The 25,415-nt window shown below is 69.7% G+C and carries 22 protein-coding genes and 1 tRNA gene; 14 read left to right on the forward strand and 9 right to left on the reverse strand.

The window, feature by feature from the left end; genetic code table 11:
• The first annotated feature begins 53 nt into the window (after nucleotides 1-53).
• The 11 genes from MAA44156_RS15370 to MAA44156_RS15420 all read left to right on the forward strand — a co-directional run bounded on the left by MAA44156_RS15370 (nucleotide 54) and on the right by MAA44156_RS15420 (nucleotide 11,573).
• On the forward strand, nucleotides 54-350 hold the full coding sequence (locus MAA44156_RS15370) for a WXG100 family type VII secretion target (RefSeq protein ID WP_003874404.1): 297 nt from the start codon (nucleotides 54-56) through the stop codon (nucleotides 348-350).
• Nucleotides 351-392: 42 nt separating this feature from the next.
• The gene (locus MAA44156_RS15375) at nucleotides 393-677 is read left to right on the forward strand and encodes a WXG100 family type VII secretion target (RefSeq protein ID WP_003874405.1); all 285 of its coding nucleotides are present in this window, start codon (nucleotides 393-395) and stop codon (nucleotides 675-677) included.
• Between the two features lie 210 nt (nucleotides 678-887).
• Nucleotides 888-1,661: a response regulator transcription factor gene (locus MAA44156_RS15380; RefSeq protein ID WP_009975275.1), complete on the forward strand. Its 774-nt coding sequence runs from the start codon at nucleotides 888-890 to the stop codon at nucleotides 1,659-1,661.
• Entirely contained in the window at nucleotides 1,658-3,196 is a 1,539-nt protein-coding gene (locus MAA44156_RS15385; protein WP_009975277.1) for a sensor histidine kinase, read from the forward strand. The genes MAA44156_RS15380 and MAA44156_RS15385 overlap by 4 nt, the downstream gene beginning before the upstream one ends.
• A 190-nt stretch (nucleotides 3,197-3,386) precedes the next feature.
• Nucleotides 3,387-3,470, forward strand: a complete 84-nt coding sequence (locus MAA44156_RS23590) for a hypothetical protein (protein ID WP_011723982.1) — start codon at nucleotides 3,387-3,389, stop codon at nucleotides 3,468-3,470.
• Nucleotides 3,467-3,556: a hypothetical protein gene (locus MAA44156_RS23595; protein WP_003872722.1), complete on the forward strand. Its 90-nt coding sequence runs from the start codon at nucleotides 3,467-3,469 to the stop codon at nucleotides 3,554-3,556. Before MAA44156_RS23590 ends, MAA44156_RS23595 begins: the two co-directional genes overlap by 4 nt.
• On the forward strand, nucleotides 3,557-5,227 hold the full coding sequence (kdpA, locus tag MAA44156_RS15400) for a potassium-transporting ATPase subunit KdpA (RefSeq protein WP_009975278.1): 1,671 nt from the start codon (nucleotides 3,557-3,559) through the stop codon (nucleotides 5,225-5,227).
• Nucleotides 5,227-7,377 (forward strand): potassium-transporting ATPase subunit KdpB, encoded by a 2,151-nt coding sequence (kdpB, locus tag MAA44156_RS15405; RefSeq protein ID WP_009975279.1) that lies wholly within the window; start codon nucleotides 5,227-5,229, stop codon nucleotides 7,375-7,377. The genes kdpA and kdpB overlap by 1 nt, the downstream gene beginning before the upstream one ends.
• A 1-nt stretch (nucleotide 7,378) precedes the next feature.
• Complete coding sequence (locus MAA44156_RS15410; protein ID WP_009975280.1) at nucleotides 7,379-8,254, forward strand: potassium-transporting ATPase subunit C; 876 nt, start codon at nucleotides 7,379-7,381, stop codon at nucleotides 8,252-8,254.
• 12 nt (nucleotides 8,255-8,266) lie between these two features.
• The gene (locus tag MAA44156_RS15415; RefSeq protein WP_009975281.1) at nucleotides 8,267-10,843 is read left to right on the forward strand and encodes an ATP-binding protein; all 2,577 of its coding nucleotides are present in this window, start codon (nucleotides 8,267-8,269) and stop codon (nucleotides 10,841-10,843) included.
• A gap of 49 nt (nucleotides 10,844-10,892) precedes the next feature.
• The gene (locus MAA44156_RS15420) at nucleotides 10,893-11,573 is read left to right on the forward strand and encodes a response regulator (protein WP_003877545.1); all 681 of its coding nucleotides are present in this window, start codon (nucleotides 10,893-10,895) and stop codon (nucleotides 11,571-11,573) included.
• An 87-nt stretch (nucleotides 11,574-11,660) separates the two neighbouring features.
• Here MAA44156_RS15420 and MAA44156_RS15425 read toward each other — a convergent pair whose 3' ends face one another.
• The 8 genes from MAA44156_RS15425 to mfd form a co-directional block, all read right to left on the reverse strand.
• Nucleotides 11,661-11,987, reverse strand: a complete 327-nt coding sequence (locus MAA44156_RS15425; RefSeq protein WP_003877544.1) for a hypothetical protein — start codon at nucleotides 11,985-11,987, stop codon at nucleotides 11,661-11,663.
• Nucleotides 11,988-12,198: 211 nt separating this feature from the next.
• Nucleotides 12,199-13,149, reverse strand: a complete 951-nt coding sequence (locus MAA44156_RS15430) for a Ppx/GppA phosphatase family protein (protein WP_029248396.1) — start codon at nucleotides 13,147-13,149, stop codon at nucleotides 12,199-12,201.
• A complete protein-coding gene (locus MAA44156_RS15435) occupies nucleotides 13,143-13,631 on the reverse strand; it encodes a DUF501 domain-containing protein (RefSeq protein WP_003872730.1) in 489 nt (162 codons plus the stop codon). The genes MAA44156_RS15430 and MAA44156_RS15435 overlap by 7 nt, the downstream gene beginning before the upstream one ends.
• Nucleotides 13,624-14,301 carry an FtsB family cell division protein gene (locus MAA44156_RS15440; RefSeq protein WP_009975284.1) on the reverse strand — a complete coding sequence of 226 codons (678 nt, stop codon included), beginning with the start codon at nucleotides 14,299-14,301 and terminating at the stop codon, nucleotides 13,624-13,626. The genes MAA44156_RS15435 and MAA44156_RS15440 overlap by 8 nt, the downstream gene beginning before the upstream one ends.
• A gap of 1 nt (nucleotide 14,302) precedes the next feature.
• Nucleotides 14,303-15,592 carry a phosphopyruvate hydratase gene (eno, locus tag MAA44156_RS15445; protein WP_003877542.1) on the reverse strand — a complete coding sequence of 430 codons (1,290 nt, stop codon included), beginning with the start codon at nucleotides 15,590-15,592 and terminating at the stop codon, nucleotides 14,303-14,305.
• Between the two features lie 57 nt (nucleotides 15,593-15,649).
• On the reverse strand, nucleotides 15,650-16,378 hold the full coding sequence (locus MAA44156_RS15450; RefSeq protein ID WP_009975285.1) for a lytic transglycosylase domain-containing protein: 729 nt from the start codon (nucleotides 16,376-16,378) through the stop codon (nucleotides 15,650-15,652).
• A 304-nt stretch (nucleotides 16,379-16,682) separates the two neighbouring features.
• Complete coding sequence (locus tag MAA44156_RS15455) at nucleotides 16,683-17,687, reverse strand: nucleoside triphosphate pyrophosphohydrolase (protein WP_009975286.1); 1,005 nt, start codon at nucleotides 17,685-17,687, stop codon at nucleotides 16,683-16,685.
• Nucleotides 17,684-21,343, reverse strand: coding sequence for a transcription-repair coupling factor (gene mfd / locus MAA44156_RS15460; RefSeq protein ID WP_162990982.1), 3,660 nt, complete (start codon nucleotides 21,341-21,343; stop codon nucleotides 17,684-17,686). Before mfd ends, MAA44156_RS15455 begins: the two co-directional genes overlap by 4 nt.
• A 174-nt stretch (nucleotides 21,344-21,517) precedes the next feature.
• Between mfd and lysA the strand changes: the two genes are divergently transcribed.
• Nucleotides 21,518-22,858, forward strand: coding sequence for a diaminopimelate decarboxylase (gene lysA / locus MAA44156_RS15465; RefSeq protein WP_009975288.1), 1,341 nt, complete (start codon nucleotides 21,518-21,520; stop codon nucleotides 22,856-22,858).
• A 76-nt stretch (nucleotides 22,859-22,934) separates the two neighbouring features.
• Here lysA and MAA44156_RS15470 read toward each other — a convergent pair whose 3' ends face one another.
• The gene (locus MAA44156_RS15470) at nucleotides 22,935-23,528 is read right to left on the reverse strand and encodes a TetR/AcrR family transcriptional regulator (RefSeq protein ID WP_003877537.1); all 594 of its coding nucleotides are present in this window, start codon (nucleotides 23,526-23,528) and stop codon (nucleotides 22,935-22,937) included.
• A 178-nt stretch (nucleotides 23,529-23,706) separates the two neighbouring features.
• On the opposite strand from MAA44156_RS15470, the gene MAA44156_RS15475 reads away from it, so the two are divergent.
• Both MAA44156_RS15475 and glmU read left to right on the forward strand, forming a co-directional pair.
• Nucleotides 23,707-23,778 (forward strand) — tRNA-Gln (locus MAA44156_RS15475).
• A 107-nt stretch (nucleotides 23,779-23,885) separates the two neighbouring features.
• On the forward strand, nucleotides 23,886-25,358 hold the full coding sequence (gene glmU, locus MAA44156_RS15480) for a bifunctional UDP-N-acetylglucosamine diphosphorylase/glucosamine-1-phosphate N-acetyltransferase GlmU (RefSeq protein WP_011723975.1): 1,473 nt from the start codon (nucleotides 23,886-23,888) through the stop codon (nucleotides 25,356-25,358).
• Nucleotides 25,359-25,415: the final 57 nt, after the last annotated feature.

Consider the following 25,415-nt stretch of genomic DNA (forward strand, 5'->3'; position numbering starts at 1 on the left):
TACAACTGTTAAGACTTCGGCGAACTGAAGCTTCAAGATAGGAGACAGCCGAGATGGCAACACGTTTTATGACTGACCCGCACGAAATGCGGGCGATGGCGGGCCGCTTCGAGGTGCACGCCCAGACCGTGGAGGACGAGGCCCGCAAGATGTGGGCGTCGTCGATGAACATCGCCGGTGCGGGCTGGAGTGGTCAGGCCCAGGCGACCTCGTACGACACGATGGGTCAGGTCAACCAGGCCTTCCGCAACATCGTCAACATGCTGCACGGGGTGCGTGACGGGCTGATCCGCGACGCCAACAACTACGAGCAGCAAGAGCAGGCTTCGCAGCAGATCCTCAGCAGCTAGCCCAGAACTGCTGCCGTCCAACACTTTTAAGGAGCAATCGCTATGAGCATCAACTACCAGTTCGGCGATGTCGACGCCCACGGTGCGCTCATCCGCGCCCAGGCCGCGTCCCTGGAGGCCGAGCACCAGGCCATCATTCGTGATGTGCTGGCTGCCGGTGACTTCTGGGGCGGTGCCGGTTCGGTGGCCTGCCAGGAGTTCATCACCCAGTTGGGTCGCAACTTCCAGGTGATCTACGAGCAGGCCAACGCCCACGGCCAGAAGGTCCAGACCGCGGGCAGCAACATGGCCAGCACCGACAGCGCCGTCGGGTCCAGCTGGGCCTGACAACCGTCTCGAAACAAACGGGGCCGCGCCTGGTGCGCGGCCCCGTTTTTCGTCGGTAGAGCACACTAATACGCCTGTGCGGCAAGGCTTTTAGATCCGGTCGCCGCCGCGCGGAAATAGCCGCGCCGGCCGCGACACCCCGGCTCCCACATTTGAGAACTCTATGAACTCGGTGACAGTCCTATGTGTGCGTCGCCAGAATGTAGGAGCATGACCGTAATGTCGGGACAATCAGCCGCGCAGCGGCCACGCCAGGCCATCCTGGGGCAGTTGCCCAGGATCTACCGCGCCGACGGGTCACCGATCAGGGTTTTGCTGGTCGACGACGAGCCGGCGCTGACCAACCTGGTGAAGATGGCGCTGCACTACGAGGGCTGGGTGGTCGACATCGCCCACAACGGACGCGAGGCCATGGCCAAGTTCGACCGGGCGGCCCCCGACGTGCTGGTGCTCGACATCATGCTGCCCGACGTGGACGGCCTGCGGATCCTGGAGCGGGTTCGCCAGTCCGACGCCTACACGCCAACGCTTTTCCTCACCGCGCGCGACTCGGTGATGGACCGGGTGACCGGCCTCACCGCGGGCGCCGACGACTACATGACCAAACCGTTCAGCCTCGAGGAGCTGGTCGCCCGGCTGCGCGGGCTGTTGCGCCGCGCCAGCCAGCAGCCCGCCCCGACCGCCGAAACCCTCAAGGTCGGCGACCTGGTGGTGGACACCGCCAGCCGCGAGGTCACCCGCGGCGACACACCGGTATCGTTGTCGTCCACCGAGTTCGAGCTGCTGCGCTTTTTGATGCGCAACCCCCGCCGCGCGCTCAGCCGCACCGAGATCCTGGACCGGGTGTGGAACTACGACTTCGCCGGGCGCACCAGCATCGTGGACCTGTACATCTCGTACCTGAGGAAGAAGATCGACTCCGGCCGCGAGCCGATGATCCACACCGTCCGCGGTGTCGGATACATGCTGCGGCCGGCGGAATGACCCGAGACCGCGACACCGCATCCGGGGGATTTCCCCGGTGGTTTCCCTCCTCGCTGCGCCGCCAACTGCTGTTCGGCGTGCTGGCGGTGGTCAGCGTGGTGCTGGTGACGGTCGGCTTCGTCTCGGTGTTGAGCCTGCGCGGCTACGTCAACGCCATGAGCGACGCCGACGCCGCCGAATCGTTGGACGCGTTCAGCCACCAGTACACCAAATACCGCAACGGCGAACATGTTTCGCCACATCCGGGCACCCCGCCGATCCAACAGGCCATCCTGGAATTCACCGGCCAGACGCCGGGGAACCTGATCGCGGTGCTGCGCAACGGCGCCGTGATCGGCTCGGCGGTCTTCTCCGAGGACGAACCCCGGCCCGCACCCCCCGACGTCGTCCGCGACCTCGCCGCCCAGTCGTGGAAGGACAGCCCGCCGCGCACCGAAATCCTGGGCAGGCTGGGGCCGTACCGGGTCAACAGCACCGTGAACGGCTCGGACGTGCTGGTGGTCGGGGTGTCACACAACCTGGCCGACCGGATCATCGCGCGCAAACAACTCACCACCGTGGCGCTGACCGCATCGGCGCTGCTGCTCACCGCCGGGCTGACGGTGTGGGTGGTCGGCTACACGCTGCGCCCGCTGCGCCGGCTGGCGGCGATCGCCGCCCACGTCGCCGCGATGCCGCTCACCGACGACGACCACCGGATCACGGTCCGGGTGCAACCGCAGGACACCGACCCGCAAAACGAGGTCGGGATCGTCGGGCATGCGCTGAATCGGTTGCTGGACAACGTGGATAGCGCCCTGGCGCATCGGGTCGACTCCGATCTGCGGATGCGCCAATTCATTACCGACGCCAGCCATGAGCTCCGGACACCGCTGGCCGCCATTCAGGGCTACGCCGAACTGACCCGTCAGGACAGCTCGGCGCTGCCGCCCACCACCGAATACGCGCTGGCCCGCATCGAGTCCGAGGCGCGGCGGATGGCGCTCCTGGTCGACGAGCTGCTGCTGCTTTCCCGGCTGGGTGAGGGCCAGGACCTGCAGTCCGAGGACGTCGACTTGACCGAGGTGGTCAGCGACGCGGTGAACGACGCGATGGTGGCCGCCCCCGCCCACCACTGGGTCAAAGACCTGCCGGACGAACCGGTATGGGTGCGCGGCGACCAGGCCCGGCTGCATCAGTTGGTCAGCAATCTGCTCGGCAACGCCCGCGTGCACACCCCGCCCGGGGTCACGGTGACGACCGCGATCCGCTGTCACCGCGGCGGCCGCGAGGCGCCGTTCGCCGAGCTGACCGTCACCGACGACGGCCCCGGCATCGACGCGGACCTGCTGCCCAACCTGTTCGAGCGGTTCGTCCGGGCCGACAAGTCGAGGTCCGACGGCTCGGGCCACGGGCTGGGGCTGGCCATCGTCAGCTCGATCGTCAAGGCCCACCACGGCTCGGTGGGCGTCGAATCCACCGCGGGCAGGACGGTGTTCCGGGTCCGGCTCCCGCTGATCGACGGACCGGGAACCCTTGGTGCAGCGGGTCTTTGACGGCCCCGCCGCAAGGGGCGTTAACAAACCGTAAAGGTGCACTACGGCCCCGTTAGGAAACCGTCAACCAAAGGCCCTGGCAGCCCGGGCCCGATTAATTTCAAGCTGACTTCGCCTCGAGAGCCCCGCTTCGGGCCGGCTCGACGGAGCCCTTTTCGTATGCAGGTGATCGGCGCGGAACGGAGACAGGATGGGCGTGGCGGTGTATCTGGTGCTGACCGTGGCGGTGTTCGCGGCGCTCGGCGTGGCCCAGAAGCTGGTCGAACGGCTATGAACTACCAAAACACGGTCGGCTTGGTGCTTTCCATTCTCATCGCGCTCTTTCTCGCGGGCGCGCTGTTGTTCCCGGAGAGGTTCTAAGTGAGCAGCACAACCGCGGGACTGATCTTTCTCGCCGTCCTCGTCGCGGCGTTGGTCGTGGTCCATGTTCCCTTGGGCGACTACATGTTTCGTGTCTACACGACCGACAGGGACCTCGCCGCCGAGCGAACGATCTATCGGCTCATCGGCGTCGACGCGCGCTCGGAACAGACCTGGGGCGCCTACGCCCGCGGTGTGTTGGCGTTCTCCTCGGTCAGCATCATTTTCCTGTTCGTGCTGCAGCTGGTGCAGGGCAAACTACCGCTGCACCTGCATGACCCGGCCACCAAGATGACGCCCTCGCTGGCGTGGAACACCGCGGTCAGCTTCGTCACCAACACCAATTGGCAGGCGTACTCGGGGGAAACCACCCAGGGCCACCTGGTGCAGATGGCCGGCTTGGCGGTGCAGAACTTCGTCTCGGCGGCCGTCGGCATGGCGGTGGCCGTCGCCCTGGTGCGCGGGTTCGCCCGCCGGCGCACCGGCGAGCTGGGCAACTTCTGGGTCGACCTGGTGCGCGGGACGCTGCGCATCCTGCTGCCTATTTCGATCGTCGGCGCCGTGCTGCTGGTCGCCGGTGGGGCGATCCAGAACTTCCATCTGCACGACCAGGTCGTCACCACGCTGGGCGGCACCGCACAGACCATCCCCGGCGGCCCGGTGGCCAGCCAGGAGGTGATCAAGGAACTCGGCACCAACGGCGGCGGCTTCTACAACGCCAATTCCGCGCACCCGTTCGAGAATCCGACCGCCTGGACCAACTGGCTGGAGATCTTCCTGATCCTGGTGATCGGCTTCTCGTTGCCCCGCACCTTCGGGCGGATGGTGGGTAACCCCAAGCAGGGCTACGCGATTGCGTCGGTGATGGCGTCGCTGTACCTGCTGAGCACCGGCTTCATGCTGTGGTTCCAGCTGCAGCATCACGGCACGGTGCCCAGCGCGGTCGGCGCGGCGATGGAGGGCGTCGAACAGCGGTTCGGCGTCCCCGACTCGGGCGTGTTCGCCGCGGCGACGACGCTCACCTCCACCGGCGCGGTGGACTCCGCGCACGACTCGCTCACCAGCCTCGGCGGCATGATCACCATGTTCAATATGCAGCTGGGTGAGGTGGCGCCCGGCGGCACCGGCTCGGGCCTGTACGGCATGCTGGTGCTCGCGGTGATCACGGTGTTCGTGGCCGGGCTGATGGTCGGGCGCACCCCGGAGTACCTGGGCAAGAAGATCAACCCGCGCGAAATCAAGCTCGCTGCAAGCTATTTCCTGGTCACGCCGCTGATCGTGCTGACCGGCACCGCGATCGCGATGGCGCTGCCCGGTGAACGCGCCGGCATGGCCAACAGCGGTCCGCACGGTTTGTCGGAGGTGTTGTACGCGTTCACCTCGGCGGCCAACAACAACGGGTCGGCCTTCGCCGGACTGAGCGCCAACACCGAGTGGTACAACACGGCCCTGGGCCTGGCCATGGCGTTCGGCCGGTTCCTGCCCATCGTGCTGGTGCTGGCGCTGGCCGGCTCGCTGGCCAGGCAGGGCAGCACCCCGGACTCGGCGGGCACCCTGCCCACCCACCGGCCCCAGTTCGTCGGCATGGTCGCGGGCGTCACGCTGATCGTCGTCGCCCTCACGTTCCTGCCCATGCTCGCGCTCGGGCCTCTCGCCGAAGGAATCCACTGATGACCGTGACCGCGATCGACCCGGCCGAGCAGGCGCATCCGGCGCCGTCGGCCGGCACCAAGCGGGTGCAGGGCGGCCTGCTCGACCCGAAGATGCTGTGGCGCTCTACCCCGGACGCGCTGCGCAAACTCGACCCGCGCACGCTGTGGCGCAACCCGGTGATGTTCATCGTCGAAATCGGCGCGGCGTGGAGCACGGTGTTGGCGATCGTCGGCCCGACCTGGTTCGCCTGGCTGACCGTGATCTGGCTGTGGCTCACCGTACTGTTCGCCAACCTCGCCGAGGCGGTGGCCGAGGGCCGGGGCAAGGCCCAGGCAGAAACCCTGCGCCGGGCCAAAACCCAGACCATGGCGCGGCGCCTGCGCGACTGGGCGCCCGGCTCGACCGGGATCGAGGAGGCCGTCGCCGCCACCGCGCTGCAACAGGGCGACATCGTCGTGGTGGAGGCCGGGCAGGTGATCCCCGGCGACGGTGATGTGGTGGAAGGCATTGCGTCGGTGGACGAATCGGCCATCACCGGCGAGTCCGCACCGGTGGTCCGCGAGTCCGGCGGGGACCGATCGGCGGTCACCGGCGGCACCACCGTGCTCAGCGACCGCATCGTCGTGCAGATCACCCAGAAGCCGGGCGAAAGCTTCATCGACCGGATGATCGCCCTCGTCGAGGGCGCCAACCGGCAGAAGACACCCAACGAGATCGCGCTGAACATCCTGCTGGCCGCGCTGACGATCATCTTCGTGTTCGCCGTCGCCACGTTGCAGCCGCTGGCCATCTACTCGAAGGTGAACAACCCGGGCGTCCCGGATACCCAGGCGCTCAACACAAGTGGCGTCACCGGCATCGTGATGGTGTCGCTGCTGGTGTGCCTGATCCCGACCACCATCGGGGCGCTGCTGTCGGCCATCGGCATCGCCGGCATGGACCGGCTGGTGCAGCGCAACGTGCTCGCCATGTCGGGGCGGGCGGTGGAGGCTGCCGGTGATGTCAACACCCTGCTGCTGGACAAAACCGGCACCATCACGCTGGGCAACCGGCAGGCCGCCGCCTTCATCCCGCTGGCCGGCGTGCCCCCCGAGGAGTTGGCCGACGCCGCGCAGCTGTCCAGCCTGGCCGACGAAACACCCGAGGGCCGTTCGGTTGTGGTGTTCGCCAAGCAGCACTTCGGGTTGCGGGCGCGCACCCCCGGCGAGCTGTCCCAGGCGCAGTGGGTGGCGTTCTCGGCCACCACCCGGATGTCGGGGGTCGACCTGGACGGGCACTCCCTGCGCAAGGGCGCGGCCAGTTCGGTAGCCGAATGGGTACGCAGCCAACGCGGCAGCGTCCCGCACCAGCTCGGCGAGATCGTGGACGGCATCTCCGCCGGCGGCGGCACACCACTGGTCGTCGGCGAGAGCGTCGACGGCCGGGCACGGGTGCTCGGTGTCATCCACCTCAAGGACGTGGTGAAGCAGGGCATGCGGGAACGGTTCGACGAGATGCGGCGGATGGGCATCCGGACGGTGATGATCACCGGCGATAATCCGTTGACCGCCAAGGCAATTGCCGACGAGGCCGGCGTCGACGACTTCCTCGCCGAGGCCACCCCCGAGGACAAGCTTCAATTGATCAAGCGGGAGCAGGCCGGCGGCAAGCTGGTGGCGATGACCGGCGACGGCACCAACGACGCGCCCGCCCTGGCCCAGGCCGACGTGGGGGTGGCGATGAACACCGGCACGTCGGCGGCCAAAGAGGCCGGCAACATGGTCGATCTCGACTCCGACCCCACCAAGCTCATCGAGATCGTCGAGATCGGCAAGCAATTGCTGATCACCCGCGGGGCGCTGACCACCTTCTCGATCGCCAACGACATCGCCAAGTACTTCGCGATCATCCCGGCGATGTTCGTCGCGCTGTTCCCCGGCCTGGATCTGATCAACGTGATGCGGCTGCACAGCCCGCAGTCGGCGATCCTGTCGGCGGTGATCTTCAACGCGATCATCATCGTGCTGCTGATCCCGCTGTCGCTGCGCGGTGTGCGGTACACGCCAAGCAGCGCGTCAAAGCTGTTGAGCCGCAACCTGTATATCTACGGCCTGGGCGGCATCGTCGCCCCGTTCATCGGAATCAAGGCGATCGACCTGATCGTCCAATTCGTCCCCGGGATGTCCTGACATGACACTGTCGAACTTCATTCGCCTGCACTGGGCGGCGTTGCGGGCGCTGCTGGTGCTGACCGTGATCACCGGCCTGGCCTATCCGCTGCTCGTCTGGGTGGTGGCGCAGTTCCCCGGATTACGCGACCACGCCGAGGGGTCGATCCTGACCGCCAACGGCAAGCCGGTGGGCAGCAGACTGATCGGCCAGCTGTTCACCGACAAGGACGGCAACCCGTTGCCGCAGTACTTTCAGAGTCGCCCCTCGGCGGCCGGCACCGGCTACGACCCGACCTCCAGCGGCGGCAGCAACCTGGGGCCGGAGAGCATCGTCGACGCACCCGGCAAACCCGGCCTGCTGACCACGGTGTGCTCGCGCAGCGCCGCCGTCGCCGAACTGGAGGGCGTCGACGGGTCGCGGCCGTTCTGCACCGGCGGCGGTGTGGGGGCGGTGCTGTCGGTGATCGGGCCGCGCGACGAGCGCGGCAACGTCACCCACCCGGCCCGGGTGGTCAGCGTCAACGAACCGTGCGAATCGACCCCGACACCGTTCGTGAGCCTCTACGAGGGGGTGCGCGTCGAATGCGCCAAGACCGGGGAGGACTATTCGCTCGGCCAGATCGTGCCCATCCGCGGAGCGGCACCGGCGGCCCCGGCCGTGCCCGCCGACGCGGTCACCGCCGGCGGCAGCGGCCTGGACCCGAACATCTCGCCCGCCTACGCCGACATCCAGGTGGCGCGGGTGGCCAAGGTGCGCCACGTCCGCCCGGAGCAGATCCGGGAGCTGGTGGCGCAGAACAGCAGCGGGCGCGCGTTGGGCTTTTTCGGTGAACCGTGCGTCAACGTGCTGCAGCTAAATCTGCAACTCGACCACCGCTATCCGGTCACCAGCTAGCGGCGAGGGGGGATGATGGTTGACGTGACCGACGTCCGCGACCACCATCCCAAGCGCGGGGAACTACGCATCTATCTGGGTGCGGCCCCGGGGGTGGGCAAGACGTATTCGATGCTGGGTGAGGCACATCGGCGGCTGGAGCGCGGCACGGATCTGGTGGCCGGGGTGGTGGAGACCCACGGGCGCGCGAAAACCGCTGAGCTGCTTGAGGGCATCGAGATCATTCCGCCGCGCTACATCGAATACCGGGGCGGCCGCTTCCCCGAACTCGACGTGCCGGCCGTGCTGGCCCGTCACCCCCAGGTGGTGTTGGTCGACGAACTCGCACACACCAACACCCCGGGCAGCAAGAACCCCAAGCGGTGGCAGGACGTCGAGGAGCTTCTGGACGCCGGGATCACGGTGATCTCCACCGTCAACGTGCAGCACCTGGAAAGCCTCAACGACGTCGTCGCCCAGATCACCGGCATCGAGCAGAAAGAGACCGTGCCGGATTCGGTCGTCCGCCAGGCCTCGCAGGTCGAGCTCATCGACATCACACCGGAAGCGTTGCGGCGCAGGCTGTCTCATGGGAATGTCTATGCGCCGGATCGGATCGATGCGGCGCTGTCCAACTACTTCCGGCGTGGAAACCTCACCGCGCTAAGGGAACTGGCGCTGCTGTGGCTGGCCGACCAGGTCGACACGGCGCTGGCCAAATACCGCGCCGAGAACAAGATCACCGACACGTGGGAGGCCCGCGAGCGGGTCGTGGTGGCGGTCACCGGCGGTCCGGAATCGGAGACGTTGGTGCGACGGGCGTCGCGCATCGCGTCGAAGTCCAGCGCCGAACTGATGGTGGTGCACGTCATCCGGGGCGACGGGCTGGCCGGCCTGTCGGAATCGCGGATGGCCAAGATCCGGGAGCTGGCCAGCAGCCTGGACGCGTCGCTGCACACCATCGTCGGCGACGAGGTGCCCGCGGCCCTGCTCGAGTTCGCCCGCGAGATGAACGCCACCCAGCTGGTGATCGGCACCTCGCGGCGGTCCCGCTGGGCGCGGCTGTTCGAGGAGGGGATCGGCCCCCGGATCGTCGAATTGTCCGGCAAGATCGACGTGCACCTGGTCACCCACGAGGAATCCAAACGCGGCTTCCGGGCGTCCTCGCTGGCGCCGCGGGAGCGGCGGGTGGCGTCCTGGCTGGCGGCGCTGATCGTGCCGTCGGTCATCTGCGCGGTCACCGTCACGTGGCTGGACCCCTACCTGGACACCGGCGGCGAGAGCGCGCTGTTCTTCGTCGGGGTGCTGCTGGTGGGCCTGCTGGGAGGCATTGCGCCGGCGGCACTTTCGGCGGTGCTGTCCGGGCTGCTGCTGAACTATTACCTGATCGCCCCGCGGCACAGCTTCACCATCGCCGAACCCAACAGTGCCATCACCGAATTGGTGCTGCTGCTGATCGCGGTGGCGGTCGCGGTGCTGGTCGACTTCGCGGCCAAGCGCACCCGGGAGGCCCGGCGCGCTTCCCAGGAGGCCGAGCTGCTGACGCTGTTCGCGGGTTCGGTGCTGCGCGGCGCCGATCTGGAGACGCTGCTGGAGCGGGTGCGCGAGACCTACGCCCAGCGGTCGGTCAGCATGCTGCGCGAGTCGGAGGACGCGCGGGCCGGCGGCACCAAGACCCAGGTGGTTGCCTGCGTGGGCCGGGATCCCTGTGTCAGCGTCGACGCCGCGGACACCGCGATCGAGGTGGGCGGCCCCGATTCCAGCGAATTTCAGATGTTGCTGGCGGGCCGCAAGCTGTCCGCGCGGGACCGCCGGGTGCTCAGCGCCGTGGCCCGGCAGGCGGCGGGGCTGATCCGGCAGCGCGAACTCGCCGAGGAGGCCAGCCGCACCGAGGCGATCGTGCGGGCCGACGAGCTGCGCCGCTCGCTGTTGTCAGCGGTCAGCCACGACCTGCGCACCCCGCTGGCGGCGGCCAAGGTGGCGGTCTCCAGCCTGCGTGCCGAGGATGTCGCCTTCTCCCCCACCGACACCGCGGAGTTGCTGGCCACCATCGAGGAGTCGATCGACCAGCTGACCGCGCTGGTGGGCAACCTGCTCGATTCGTCGCGGCTGGCCGCCGGGGCGATTCACCCCGATCTGCGCCGGGTGTATCTGGAGGAGGCCGTGCAACGCGCGCTGGTCAGCATCGGCAAGGGCGCCACCGGCTTCTTCCGCTCCGCGATCGATAGGGTCAAGGTCGATGTGGGCGATGCCATGGTGATGGCCGACGCCGGGCTGCTGGAGCGGGTGCTGGCCAACCTGATCGACAACGCGCTGCGCTACGCGCCCAACTGTGTGGTGCGGGTCAACGCCGGGCAGGTCGGCGATCGGGTGCTGATCAACGTCATCGACGAAGGGCCCGGGATACCGCATGGCGCCGAGGAACAGATCTTCGAAGCGTTTCAGCGGCTCGGCGATCACGACAACACCACCGGGGTGGGGTTGGGCATGTCGGTGGCGCGCGGCTTCGTCGAGGCGATGGGGGGGACGATCACGGCCACCGACACTCCCGGCGGCGGGCTCACGGTGATGGTGGATATGGCTGCGCCGCAATCCGAAGGCGCCGCATGACGCGCGCCGGCGACGATGCAGAGCGCAGCGATGCTGAGGAGCGGCGCAGATGACCAGAGTTTTGGTGATCGACGACGAGCCGCAGATCCTGCGCGCGCTGCGCATCAACCTGTCGGTGCGCGGGTACGAGGTGGTCACCGCGTCGACCGGCGCGGGCGCGTTGCGGGCCGCCGCCGAGCACAAACCCGACGTGGTGATCCTCGACCTCGGGCTGCCGGACATCTCCGGGATCGACGTGCTGGCGGGGCTGCGCGGTTGGCTCACCGCGCCGGTGATCGTGTTGTCCGCCCGCACCGATTCGTCGGACAAGGTCGAAGCGCTGGACGCCGGGGCCGACGATTACGTCACCAAACCCTTTGGGATGGACGAGTTCCTGGCTCGGCTGCGGGCGGCGGTGCGCCGCAACACCGCGGCCTCCGAGATGGAACAGCCGGTCGTCGAAACGGAGTCGTTCACCGTCGACCTGGCCGCCAAGAAGGTCACCAAGAACGGCAGCGAGGTGCACCTCACCCCCACCGAGTGGGGCATGCTCGAGGTGCTGGTCCGCAATCGGGGCAAGCTGGTCGGCCGCGAGGAGCTGCTCAAGGAGGTCTGGGGGCCGGCGTATGCCACCGAAACCCATTACCTGCGTGTGTATCTCGCGCAGCTGCGCCGCAAGCTGGAAAACGACCCGTCGCACCCCAAACACCTGCTGACCGAATCGGGCATGGGGTATCGATTCGAGGCGTGAGCGAGGCGATTGCGGTGCGGGGCTGCGGCCGGCACTACCGCCTCGCCAGCCCCACCGGCCACTCGCGTCCCCGCGCCGGGCAATCGGTTAAGTGCCCGCCTCACAGCGACAACGGGCCGCCTCACGCAGGGCCAAGACACGCTGATGGATTCGGTGTTCGGTGGAGCGCGGCATGCCGCCCGGGCCGTATCGGCCCCGGCCGAGCCGGCGTACCCGCCCATGCACGATCTCCCAACGCAGCGCATCCGACACCGCCTTCGACGGCCGGCCCTGCACGCAAAAGCCATGCCAGTCAAGCGCTTTGATCAGCTCGCCGATGTCGGCCGGTCCGTGCACGGCCAACTGCATCGCCAGCACATAGCGCAGCTCTATGCCCTTGAGTAGTAGTCGATTCATCGCCGAACCGTCCCACACGGGTGTGACATCCCCGGTTGTCGCTCAGAGGCGGGCACTTAACACCTCGCCTCCCGCGGGGACGTCCGTGAGGGACATCGAGCGGGGACGTCCGTGAGGGACATCGAGCGGAGACGTCCGTGAGGGACCTCCAGCGGGGACGTCCGTGAGGGACCTCCAGCGGGGACGTCCGTGAGGGACCTCCAGCGGAGACGCCCGTGACCGAAGTGGCCTACCCCGCGATGGACAGCACGATGCCGTCCAGGATGTCGTGCTCGCTGACCGTCAGCTCGTCGATGCCCGCGCGGGCACGGAACTCCCGCGCCAGTTCCTCCACCACGACCGCGCCTCCGGCGATCACGTCGGCCCGCCCCGCATGCATCGGCGGCAGCGCCGCGCGCTGGACCCGCGTCATGCCGATCAGCCGTTCGCACACCGCCAGCAGATCCCGCCCGCTCACCCGCGAAAGATGAATGGCCGCAGAATCATACGCCGGCAAATCGTGAGCCAGCGCCGACAGCGTGGTCATCGTCCCGGCCACCCCGACCCAGGTTCGCGCCCCTTCCACGGGCACCACCCCCAGCGCGACCTCGAGCCGTTCGCGCACCACCTGACGGGCCAGCGCCACCTCCTCGGGCGTCGGCGGGTCGGAATGCAGGCATCGCTCGGTCAACCGCACGCAGCCGATGTCGGCCGAGTGGCTCGCCGTCACCCCGTCACTGCCGCCGACCACGATCTCCGTCGACCCGCCGCCCAGGTCAACGACCACGAAAGGACCAGCCGCACTGTCCAATTCGCCGACCGCCCCTCGGAACGACAGCTCGGCCTCGTCGGCGCCGGTGATCACTTCGGCCACCGCACCGGGCAGCACCGCGCCCAGCACGTCGGCCGTCATGGAAAAGAAGTCGGCCCGGTTGCCGACGTCCCGGGCGGCCGACGTGGCGACCATCCGAACCCGCTGCACACCATGTTGTTTCAGCAGATCCGCGTAGTCGCTCAGCGCCGCGCGGGTGCGCGCGATGGCCTCCGGCGCGAACTCCCCGGTCGCGTCCACACCCTGACCCAACCGCACGATCCGGGTCTCCCGGTGCACGTCGCGCAGCCGGCCGTCGCGCACGTCGGCGATCAGCAACCGGATCGAGTTGGTGCCGCAGTCGATTCCCGCGAGCCTGCCGGTCACCATCGGCCCTCCTGTAAAACTCCGGCCAGCGCGGGATCGGCGGCCAGGATCGACAACGCCTGGTCCCCAAAGGGATTCACGCCCGGCCCCTTGGCCAGCGAATGAGCGATCAGCACGTGCAGGCACTTGACCCGGTCCGGCATGCCGCCGGCCGAAAACGTGGTGCCCAGGGGTTCGATCGCGTCCCGTTCGGCCAGATACGACTCGTGGGCACGCCGGTACGCGGCCGCCAATTCCGCGTCCTGACTCAGCCGCTCGGTCATCTCCCGCATCAACCCCGTCGTCTCCAACCTGCTCGCGGCCGCCGTCAGCGCGGGATGCGTCAGGTAGTACAGCGTCGGAAACGGTGTTCCGTCAGGGAGTTTCGGCGCGGTCTTCACCACACCGGGTTCGCCGTTGGGACACCGGTAGGCGATGGCGAGCACCCCGCGCGGTTCACGCCCGAGTTGACGCGCCACCGCATCCAGGTCGGCGCGATCAACCACCGGGACCCGCGGGATTCGGCGCGGGCGGCGGAACCGGACCGGGCGGACCCGGTTCGGCCGGCGGAGCTTGCGGGACAGCAGGATTGGCCGGCGGCAGGTGCGGAGCATCGGCGATGGTGTGCCACAGCGAGGTGTACCACGGGTCGTTGTTGACCGGCTTCGCCGACGGCGATCCCGGCTGGGTGGGTTCGGCGGCGGTCGGCGGAAGCTGAACCTGGAACGGGATGTCGCCGGGTTTGACGAAGCCGAGCCGCTCGCGGGCCTGGGCCGCGATATAGGCCGGGTCGGCGAGTTTGGCCTTGCGCTGCTCCAAGTCGGCGATCTGGCGACGCAGCGCCGCCTCGCTGGCGGCCAGCTGATTCATCTCGGTGCGCTGGGCGAAATAGGTGCGCACCGGCCCGGCGATGGTCAACGTCAGCACGCAGATCACCGCGGCCAGCACCGCCGCGCGCCGGGCGGTGAAACCCAGCCGCTGCTCGGAGCGCTGCTCCACCGACTCGGCGGCCTGCCGCACGATGGGTTCGACCGCCGGCTCGTGCTGCGCCCGGGCGGTCTTGCGGGCGGTGACGGTCTGCGACGGCTTGGCCGCGCGACGGCGCCGAACCGAATCGCCGGCTTTCCCCGGCCGCGATGCCGGGGAGCGGCGCTTCGGATCGGGCTTGGCGGGCAAGCTATCTGGTCTCCAACGCGAACCGCGGGAAGGCCAGGTCGCCGGCGTAACGCGCGGCGTCGCCGAGCGCCTCCTCGATCCGCAGCAGCTGGTTGTACTTGGCCACCCGCTCGCTGCGGGCCGGCGCTCCGGTCTTGATCTGCCCGCTGCCGACGGCCACCGCCAGGTCGGCGATCGTGGTGTCCTCGGTTTCACCGCTGCGGTGGCTCATCATCGTGCGGTAGCCGCTGTGGTGGGCCAGCGCGACGGCGTCCAGCGTCTCGGTCAGCGTGCCGATCTGATTCACCTTGACCAGCAACGCATTTGCGACGCCCTTCTCGATACCCTCTTCCAGGCGTTCGGGGTTCGTGACGAAGACGTCGTCGCCGACGAGCTGCACCCGGTCGCCGATCGACGCGGTCAGCGCCGCCCAGCCGTCCCAATCATCTTCGGACAGCGGGTCTTCGATGGACACCAACGGATACGCGCCGAGCAGCCCGGCGTAGAACTCGGCCATCTGCTCGGCGGTGCGGGTGCTGCCCTCGAACTTGTAGCCGGTGCCGTCGCTGTAGAACTCGGTGGCCGCCGCGTCGAGGGCCAGCGCCACGTCGGTGCCGAGTTTGAAGCCGGCCGATTCGATGGCCCGGCCGATCAGGTCCAGCGCCGCGGTGGTGCCCGCCACGTCGGGGGCGAAGCCGCCCTCGTCGCCCAGGCCGGTGCTCAGGCCCTCCTTCTTCAGCACCGACTTCAGCGAGTGATACACCTCCGCACCCCAGCGCAATGCCTCGGCGAAACTCGGCGCGCCGATCGGGGCGACCATGAACTCCTGGATGTCGACGGCGGTGTCGGCGTGCGCACCGCCGTTGAGGATGTTCATCATCGGCACCGGCAGGATGTGCGCGTTGGGCCCGCCCAGGTAGCGGAACAGCGGCAACTCCGCGGAATCGGCGGCCGCCTTGGCCACGGCCAGCGACACGCCCAGGATCGCGTTGCCGCCCAGCCTCGACTTGTCCGGGGTGCCGTCCAGGTCGACGAGCGCCTGGTCCACCAGGCGCTGGTCGTCGGCGTTCAGCCCGATCACCGCCGGGCCGATCTCGTCCAGCACGGCCTGCACCGCCTTCTGCACGCCCTTGCCGCCGTACCGCTCCCCGCCGTCGCGCAGTTCGACAGCCTCGTGCTCACCGGTCGACGCCCCGGACGGCACCGCCGCGCGGGCGAACGTTCCGTCGGTCAGGGCGATCTCGACCTCGACTGTCGGGTTACCGCGGGAGTCGAGGATCTCGCGGGCCCCGACCTGCTCGATAATCGGCACTGAGTTCTCCTTGTATCCGTAGCCGGTGCGTGCACTCGTCGTCAGCGATACATCCTGCTACAGCGGGTGACCTTTGGCGTAAGCGGTCGCCCAATCGCGCACCGCCCGGGCGTAGACACCGGAGTTGTTGTAGGCGCGCAGCGCGGTGATCCACCCCCGCGGTGTGGCGAGATCCTTTCCGCGCCAACACAGATAACCCGCCGCGGCAAGCGCGGCGTCGTCGATGTTGTCCGGGCTGACCCGGCCGTCGTTGTGAGCGTCGACAGCGTAGAGCCGCCAGGTCTCCGGGATGAACTGCATCGGCCCCATCGCGCGCGTCACGCCGTCCTCGTCCGTGACGTCCTCGTCGTTGTCGACGATGCGCAGCGTGCCGCCGCTGCCGTCCAGGCGGACACCCCGAATCGGGGGGCTCACATCGCCGTTGGGCGCCAGCCGCGCGCCGCGGTAGGTGCCGTGGTGGCTCTCGACCTGCCCGATGCCGGCCAGCGTGGTCCAGGCGATGTGGCACTTCGGGTTCTCGACCTCGGCGACCCGCGCCGCGTATGCGTAGGCCTCGAGCGCGATGACCGGGATCTCCAATCCGGCCGCGCGCTGCGCGGCCCAGTCGTGCAACTGATCCGCGGGTCGACCGCTGGCGTGGGTGTCCACCGGGGGCACCGGGTCGCCGGCCGGCGGCGGGACCCCGTCGGGGATGAACAGGCTGAGCTGCCAGGTGCAGCTGGAGGCCAGCACGATCGCGGTCGCGCCGATCACGGCGGCCGCGCGCATCCAACGCCTCGGCGACACCATGCTTTCCTGAGCTCCCCTAAAACTCGCCTGCACCAACTTCCGCCCCACCATCGTCCCATGCATTCCGGGACCGCTCGGTTGCGCCGGGCCCGCGGGCACCGATTTGTCGCCGCGTTCAGCTAATCGTCGATTAGCTGACGGTCGCCTTGGCTAGCGCGGTCAGACCGAGGCCGACCACGGGGATTCGCAACCTCATCCGCGATATTACCGAGGCGCGGGTGCTAAATCCGGCAAACAATGCGGTGATCGCTCTCGGCGGCGGTGAACACGCCACGGGCCGATGGCCAACGGGACCGGCCGCTCAGTTCTCGTCGCCGCCGGCGTCGTCGGTGAGCTGCTCGGCGGGGGCCGGCTCGGGATCGGTGTCGCCCGCCGGCCAGTGCTGCCGCCACTCCTGCTCGGAGATCTCACCGAGCGGGGCGATGTCGAACTCGTCGGGGACACTGGTGCCGCGGCGCGCCGCCGCGATCGAGCGCTCGACACCGCGGACGGTTGCCACGAAATCCAAAACCGCTGTGCGCAAAGCACTTTCAGCGTCCACGTCGGCCGATATTGCGATCGAGGTGACCTGCGGCGGGATCAGGTCGGCGGGCAGACCGGCCTTCTCGGCCCGCCCGATCACCTTCTGCGCCAGCGCCAGCGCCGGTTGCCCGGTGTGCACGTCGTCCATCACCGATTTCCGCGGCTTCTCGGCCGCCTTGCGCTCTTCCCACTGCGCCAGCTGCTCTTCGAGCGAAATGGTTTGCCCGGCAAGCACTCCCGGCACCCGGTTGCCCAGTTTGCGGATCAGCGCGGCGGCGACGTCGTCGATGGTGAAGGCCGACTGCGGGGCGTCCTCGGCGATGCGGGCGTGGAAGAGGACCTGCAGCAGCACGTCACCGAGCTCGTCACGCAACGCCTCGGCGTTGCCGCCGGCCACCGCGTCCAGCAACTCGTAGGTCTCCTCCAGCAGAAACCGGCGCAGCGACTCGTGGGTTTGCTCACTTTCCCACGGTCCGGCGGTGCGCAGCTTGTCCATCATCGCCACCGCGTCGACCAGCCGTTCGCCGCGCGGGGCGTCCGGCGCCGAGATCAGCCGCGCCCCGGCGGCCAGCCGGGCGGTGACGGCGGGGTGGTCGCGGTCCGACGACAGCAGCACCGGCGCCGGGTCATCGGGGTCGCCGGAGTGCACCGGGCGCGCCGCCGGCAGCGACCAGGGCACCGCGATCGGCATCTCCTCGGTGTACTGCACCTCGCCGGTGAGATGCTCGACGGCCTCGACCGGCACCAGCGACGGCCGGCGCGGGTCGCACAAGATCACAATCACCCGCGCCCCTCCTCACTGGCCATCGCCGCCACCGGCGCGCCGGTGCCGACATCCGTCTGCGGTTTACCCTGCAGCGCCGTCACCAGGTTGGCCACCATCTGCACCAACTCGACGTCACGCAGCCGCGGCGCGCCCACCCCGCCGGCGCGCGGGATGGGAACCTGCACGGTCGACGTGGTGGCCCGGTAGCTGGCGGCCGGATACATCCGCTTCAGCCGCACCTGGGCCGAATCGGGCAGCGTGATCGGCGAGAGCCGGACGGTGGCCGCCGACGGCGCCGACACCTCGGTGATGCCGGCGGCGCGGCACAGCAGCCGCAGCCGGGCGACCGCCACCAGCCGCAGGGCCGGTTCGGGCAGCGCCCCGTAGCGGTCGACGAGTTCCTCGACCACCGCGTCGATCTCGTCGTCCGAGCCCGCGGCGGCCAGCCGCCGATACGCCTCCAACCGCAGCCGATCGCTGGCGATGTAGTCCGGCGGCAGGTGCGCGTCCACCGGCAGGTCGATCCGCACGTCCTTGGGCTCCTCGGCGGTGGTGACGGTCTGGCCGTCCGCCGCGGCCCGGTACGCCTCGACGGCCTCGCCCACCAGCCGCACATACAAGTCGAAGCCGACGCCGGCGACGTGCCCGGACTGCTCCACCCCCAGCACGTTGCCCGCGCCACGGATCTCCAGGTCCTTCAGCGCGACCGCCATGCCCGCGCCGAGCTCGTTGTTCTGGGCGATGGTGGCCAGCCGGTCATACGCCGTCTCGGTCAGCGGGGCATGCGGCGGATACAGGAAGTAGGCGTAACCCCGTTCGCGGCTGCGCCCCACCCGGCCGCGCAGCTGGTGCAGCTGCGAGAGCCCGAACGTGTCGGCGCGCTCGACGATCAGCGTGTTGGCGTTGGAGATGTCCAGCCCGGTCTCCACGATCGTGGTGCACACCAGGATGTCGTACTCGCGGTTCCAGAACCCCTGCACGGTGCGTTCCAGCCGCTCCTCGGGCATCTGCCCGTGCGCCACCACCACCCGCGCCTCGGGCACCAGCTCGCGCACCCGGGCCGCCGCCCGGTCGATCGAGCTGACCCGGTTGTGCACGTAGAAGGCCTGCCCGTCGCGCAGCAGCTCGCGCCGCAACGCCGCCGCCACCTGCTTGTCGTCGTGCGGGCCGACGTAGGTCAGCACCGGGTAGCGCTCCTCCGGCGGGGTCAGGATCGTCGACATCTCGCGGATGCCGGCCAGGCTCATCTCCAGCGTCCTGGGAATGGGCGTGGCGCTCATGGTCAGCACGTCGACGTGGGTGCGCAGGCTCTTGATGTGCTCCTTGTGTTCGACGCCGAATCGCTGCTCCTCGTCGACCACCACCAGGCCGAGGTCCTTCCAGCGCACCCCGGTCTGCAGCAGCCGGTGCGTGCCGATCACGATGTCGACCGAGCCGTCGGCCAGCCCCTCGATCACCGCGCGGGATTCGGCCGCGTCGGTGAACCGGGACAGGCCCTTCACGGTCACCGGGAAGCCGGCCATCCGGTCGGTGAAGGTCTGCAGATGCTGGTCGGCCAGCAGCGTGGTGGGCACCAGCACGGCGACCTGCTTGCCGTCCTGCACCGCCTTGAACGCCGCCCGCACCGCGATCTCGGTCTTGCCGTAGCCGACGTCGCCGCAGATCACCCGGTCCATCGGGATCGGTTTTTCCATGTCCGATTTGACCTCGGTGATCGCGGTCAGCTGGTCGACGGTCTCGGTGTAGCCGAAGGCGTCCTCCATCTCGGCCTGCCACGGGGTGTCCGGGGAGAACGCGTGCCCGGGGCTGGCCTGCCGCTTGGCGTACAGGGAGACCAGTTCGCCGGCGATCTCGCGCACCGCGCGGCGCGCCTTGGTCTTGGTGTTGGCCCAGTCGCTGCCGCCGAGTTTGGACAGCGCCGGCGCCTGCCCGCCGACATAGCGCGACAGCTGGTCCAGCGAATCCATCGGGACATACAGCTTGTCGGAACCGCCGCCCCGCTTGGACGACGCGTACTCCAGCACCAGGTACTCGCGCCGCGCCCCGCCGCCCGTGCGCTCGGTCATCTCCACGAACCGGCCGATGCCGTGCTGGTCGTGCACCACCAGGTCACCGGCCGTCAGCGCCAGCGGGTCGACGGTGTTGCGCCGCTTGGCTGCCAGCCGCTTGCCCTCCACGGCGGCGACCCGGCTGCCGGTCAGATCCGTCTCGGTGATCACCACCAGGTTCGCGCCGGGGATGACGATGCCGTCGTGCAGCGGTCCCTTGAGCACCCCGACGACGCCGGCCCGGGGCGCCGCGCCGGATTCCAGCATGGCGGCCGGGGTGTCGCATTCGGCCAGCCGTTCCACCACCCGGTGTGCGGTCCCGGTGCCGGGCGCGACGACGGCGGCGTGGCCGCCGGTGCTGACGTGGGCGCGCAGCATCGCGAAGATGCCGTCGATGTCGTGTTGATGGCCGCGCGCCGACGGCGCCGCCCGCACGTCCAGCTCCACCGCCGACTCGTCGGACAGCTGGCTCAGCGTCCACCACGGGTGCCCGCCCCGGACCGCCGCCGCCCGCACCTCGTCCAGCTCGGCGAAGCCCGATCCGCCCAGTTGCTCGACGTCGATCGGCGCTTGATTCTCCAAGGTCCCCAGCGCCGCGACCGACCAGGAGGCCTCCAGGAACTCGCGGCCGGTCTTGATCAGGTCGGCGGCCCGGGTGCGGATCTTCTCCGGGTCGCACAGCAGCACCGGGGTGCGCTCGGCCAGCTGATCGGTGAGCAGCACCTGCTTGCCGGGCCGCAGCACCGGCAGCAGCGCCTCCATGCCGTCGACCGCGATGCCGTCGGCGATCTTGGCCAGCATGTCGCTGACGCTGCCGGTGATGGCCGGCTCGCTCGCCGGGTGCTGGGCGGCCAGCTCCGCGGCGCGGGCCCGCACGTCCTCGGTGAGCAGCAGCTCGCGGCAGGGCACCGCGATCACGGTGTCGACCGCGATCTCGGGGATGGAACGCTGGTCGGCGACCGAGAACATCCGCATCTCGCTGACCTCGTCGCCCCAGAACTCGACCCGCACCGGGTGCTCGGCGGTCGGCGGGAAGACGTCGAGAATGCCGCCGCGCACGGCGAATTCGCCGCGCCGGCCCACCATGTCGACCCTGCTGTAGGCCAGCTCGACCAGCCGCGCGATCACGTGCTCGAATTCGATCTCCTGGCCCACGCTCAGCGTCACCGGCTCCACCAGACCCAGCTGCGGGGTCATCGGCTGCAGCAGCGAGCGGACCGCGGTCACCACCACCTGCAGGGGCGGCCCCAGCCTCGCGTCGTCGGGGTGGGCCAGCCGCCGCAGCACCGTCAACCGGGCGCCGACGGTGTCGACGCCCGGCGAGAGCCGCTCGTGCGGCAGCGTCTCCCAGGACGGGAAGACGGCCACGGCATCGCCGACGACGCCGCGCAGTTCAGCGGTCAGGTCGTCGGCTTCGCGCCCGGTCGCGGTGACTACCAGCAAAGGGCCCAACCGCGCCAGCGCACTGGCGACGAACAGTCGCGCGCTGGCTGGACCCACCAGGCTCAGGTCGGCCGGCGATGCGGCCGCGGTGTCGATCAACTGCTGGAAGGTCGGCGCGGTGAGCGCCAATTCAACGAGCCCCGCGATCGGGGTTTCTGGGCGAGCAGCCCCCGGTGCGGTCATGATGAATTCCATTCTAGGGCGGCGCGCCCGGCTCCCTGCTCCCGCCGACGCGGCGCTCGCCGCCGCCGGGCGGGACCGCCGGACGGGGGCGAACCACGTCAATATTGAGCTCGTCGCCGTCAAGGGAGCGTAAGAAACGCACCGGCCGGCGCCCCGCGCGCGCAGGTTGGATGCATGACATTGCTGGACATCCTGCCGTCGCTGGGTCACGCGGCTCCCCCACGGTTCGATCCCGCGATCTGGCCCGTCACCGCCCATCCCGACGAGGAGGGCCGGCTGTGCGTCGGCGGCGTGCCGCTGGGCGACGTCGCCGACGAGTTCGGCACCCCGGTCTACGTCGTCGACGAAGCCGACTTCCGGTGCCGCGCCCGCCGGTACCGCAGGGCGCTGCGCGGCGTCGAGGTGGTCTACGCCGGCAAGTCGCTGCTGAGCACCGCGGTGGCCCGGTGGGCCCGCGAGGAGCGCCTCGGCGTCGACGTCTGCTCGGCCGGTGAACTGGCCACCGCGCTGGCCGGCGGGGTCGACCCGGCCCGCATCGTCATGCACGGCAACGCGAAATCGCCCGAGGAGCTGCGCGAGGCGGTGCGCGTCGGGGTGGGCCGCATCGTGCTGGATTCGACCATCGAGATCGCGTATCTGGCCGGCCTGGCCCGTCGCCGCCAGCCGGTGCTCATCCGGGTCACCCCCGACATCGACATCCACGGGCACCGCGCCGTCACCACCGGCGTCAGCGACCAGAAGTTCGGCTTCACCCTGGCCGGCGACCACGCGGCCGACGCGGTGCGCCGGGTGCTGGCCCACCCCATCCTCGACCTGGTCGGCCTGCACTGCCACCTCGGCTCGCAGGTGTCCGACCCCGCCCTGTACGGCGAGGCGATCCGCCGGATGATCGCCGCAATGGCCGATGTCCGGGCCCGGCACGGCGTCATCCTGACCGAGCTGAATATCGGTGGGGGACATGCCATTCCGTATGCGTCCGGCGACCCGGAGCTGAACCTCGACCAGCTGGCCGACGTGATCGAGGACGCCCTGGACGAGGCGTGCGCCGCCGAGCGGTTCCCCCGCCCGCAGATCGTGGTGGAGCCGGGCCGGGCCATCAGCGGTCGGGCCGGGGTGACCCTGTACCGGGTGTGCTCGGTGAAGACGCAATGCGGCGGGCGGACCTTCGTCGCCGTCGACGGCGGCATGAGCGACAACCCGCGGGTGTCGCTGTACGGCGCGCGGTATGCCGTCGCGCTGGCCAACCGGCATCCGCTGGGCCTCAAGCAGCGGGTCACGGTGGCGGGCCGGCACTGCGAGTCCGGCGACGAGATCGCCCGCGACGTCGGGCTGCCCGCCGATCTGCGCCCGGGTGACCTGCTGGCCGTGGCCTGTACCGGCGCCTACCACCACAGCATGGCGTCGAACTACAACATGGTCGGGCGCCCGCCGCTGGTGGCGGTCAGCGAGGGCCGGGCCCGGGAACTGGTCCGCCGCGAAACCGTGGCCGACCTGCTGGCCCGCGACCGCGGGTAGCCCTGGCTCGCCGCTCGTAACGCCACGGCGGCCGAATCCGGCCGGAGACCGCCGTGGCGTTACACCCGCGGAACGCTCACTCGTCTTGCAGCCGGGGGTCGGCTTCCAGATGCGTCAACCCGTTCCACATCAGGTTGACCAGGTGGGCGGCCACCACTTCCTTCTTGGGCTCGCGGGTGTCGAGCCACCATTGCGCCGTCATCGACACCGAACCCACCAGCGCCTGGGCGTACAGCGGCGCCAGGTCGGGGTCCAGGCCGCGCCGGGCGAAGTCGCCGGCCAGGATGGAGCTGACCTGGCTGACGGCGTCGTTGAGCAGGCTGGAGTAGGTGCCCGAGCTGATCGCGGCCGGCGAGTCGCGGATCATGATCCGGAAGCCGTCGGTGCGCTCCTCGACGTAGGTGAGCAACGCCAGCGCGACCCGCTCGACGCGCACCCGGGACCGGTTGTTGGTCAGCGACGAGGTGATGCCGTCCAGCAACGCCGACATCTCCCGGTCGACGACGACGGCGTACAGGCCCTCCTTGCCGCCGAAATGCTCGTAGACCACCGGCTTGGACACGTTGGCGCGCAGCGCGATCTCCTCGATCGAGGTGCCCTCGTAGCCGCGTTCGGCGAACAGCGAGCGCGCGATGCCGATGAGCTGCTGCCGGCGCTCGCTGCCGGTCATCCGCGCGCGCGGCGCCCGCACCTCCTTGTCCGGGTCCTTGTGGGTTTGCGAGTCCAGCACGGCCACGTCAATCAGCGTATAGCGTCGCCCGCGCCGTGCCGCCCGTCTTTCCCGCGGCGCCGCGATCGGCCCGCAGCGTCTAAAGTCTTGGGTTGGCGCGGCCCTAGGGGCCCGGCGATCCGTCGTGGTGTAATCGGCAGCACATCAGATTTTGGTTCTGAGAGTTCAGGTTCGAGTCCTGGCGACGGAGCACCAACAGGCACGAGCCCTTTTGCCTCGAGCGTGCCGCAAGTGCCACGCTTGACGGCGTGTCGTCGCACCGACGGGCACCGTCGCGCCGGGGTTTGAGGAGGGTCGATGTCGTCTCCTGGTGATACCGCGGTCCTGGTGCTGGCGGCCGGGCCCGGCACCCGGATGCGGTCGGACACCCCGAAGGTGCTGCACACGCTCGGCGGCCGCAGCATGCTGTCCCATCTGCTGCACGCCATCGCCAAGGTGGCGCCGCAACACCTGGCCGTGGTGCTGGGCCACGACCACGAGCGCATCGCCCCGCTGATCGCCGACTGGGCCGACGACCTGGGCCGCCCCATCGACGTGGCGCTGCAGGAACGGCCCCGCGGCACCGGCGACGCCGTCCGGTGTGGCCTGTCGGCGCTGCCCGACGACTACGCCGGCGTCCTGGTCGTCACCTCCGGCGACACCCCGCTGCTGGACGCCGACACCGTGGCCGACCTGATCGCCGGCCACACCGCGACCCGGGCCGCGGTCACCGTGCTGACCACGACGCTGAGCGACCCCAGCGGCTACGGCCGCATCCTGCGCACCCAGGACAACGAGGTGACGGCGATCGTCGAGCACGCCGACGCCACCGAATCGCAACGCGAAATCCGCGAGGTCAACGCCGGGGTGTACGCCTTCGACACGGCGGCGTTGCGCTCGGCGCTGAACCGGTTGAGCGCCGACAACGCCCAGCAGGAGCTGTACCTGACCGACGTCATCGCGATCCTGCGCGGCGACGGCCTGCCCATCCGCGCCCGCCACGTCGACGACAGCGCGCTGGTGGCCGGCGTCAACAACCGCGTGCAGCTCGCCCAGCTGGGCGCCGAGCTCAACCGCCGCATCGTGGCCGCCCATCAGCTGGCGGGCGTGACCGTCGTCGACCCGGCCACCACCTGGATCGACGTCGACGTCACCATCGGTCGCGACACCGTCATCCACCCGGGCACCCAGCTGCTGGGCCGCACCCAGATCGGCGGCCACTGCGTCGTCGGGCCGGACACCACCCTGACCGACGTCAGCGTCGGCGACGGCGCGTCGGTGGTGCGCACCCACGGCACCGGGTCGTCCGTCGGCGCCGGCGCCACCGTCGGCCCGTTCGCCTATCTGCGGCCCGGCACCGTGCTGGGCGACGACGGCAAGCTGGGGGCGTTCGTCGAGACCAAGAACGCCACCATCGGCACCGGCACCAAGGTGCCGCACCTGACCTACGTGGGCGACGCCGACATCGGCGAGCACAGCAACATCGGCGCCTCCAGCGTGTTCGTCAACTACGACGGCGAGTCCAAGCGGCGCACCACCGTGGGCTCGCACGTGCGGACCGGGTCCGACACCATGTTCGTGGCCCCGGTCACGGTCGGCGACGGCGCCTACACCGGGGCGGGCACCGTGGTGCGCGAGGATGTGCCGCCCGGCGCGCTGGCGGTGTCCGCCGGTCCGCAGCGCAACATCGAGGGCTGGGTGCGCCGCAAACGCCCCGGCAGCGCGGCCGCGCGAGCGGCGGAGGCCGCCGAGAAGGCCGCCGGGGGCCGTCCCGCCGGGGAGGCCGAATAGACACCGCGGGTTGGGTAGCTGGCAACCCGGCGACATTTCCGTACTATTCGCTTCGTA

It is taken from the genome of Mycobacterium avium subsp. avium, from assembly GCF_009741445.1.
Lineage (GTDB): Bacteria > Actinomycetota > Actinomycetes > Mycobacteriales > Mycobacteriaceae > Mycobacterium > Mycobacterium avium.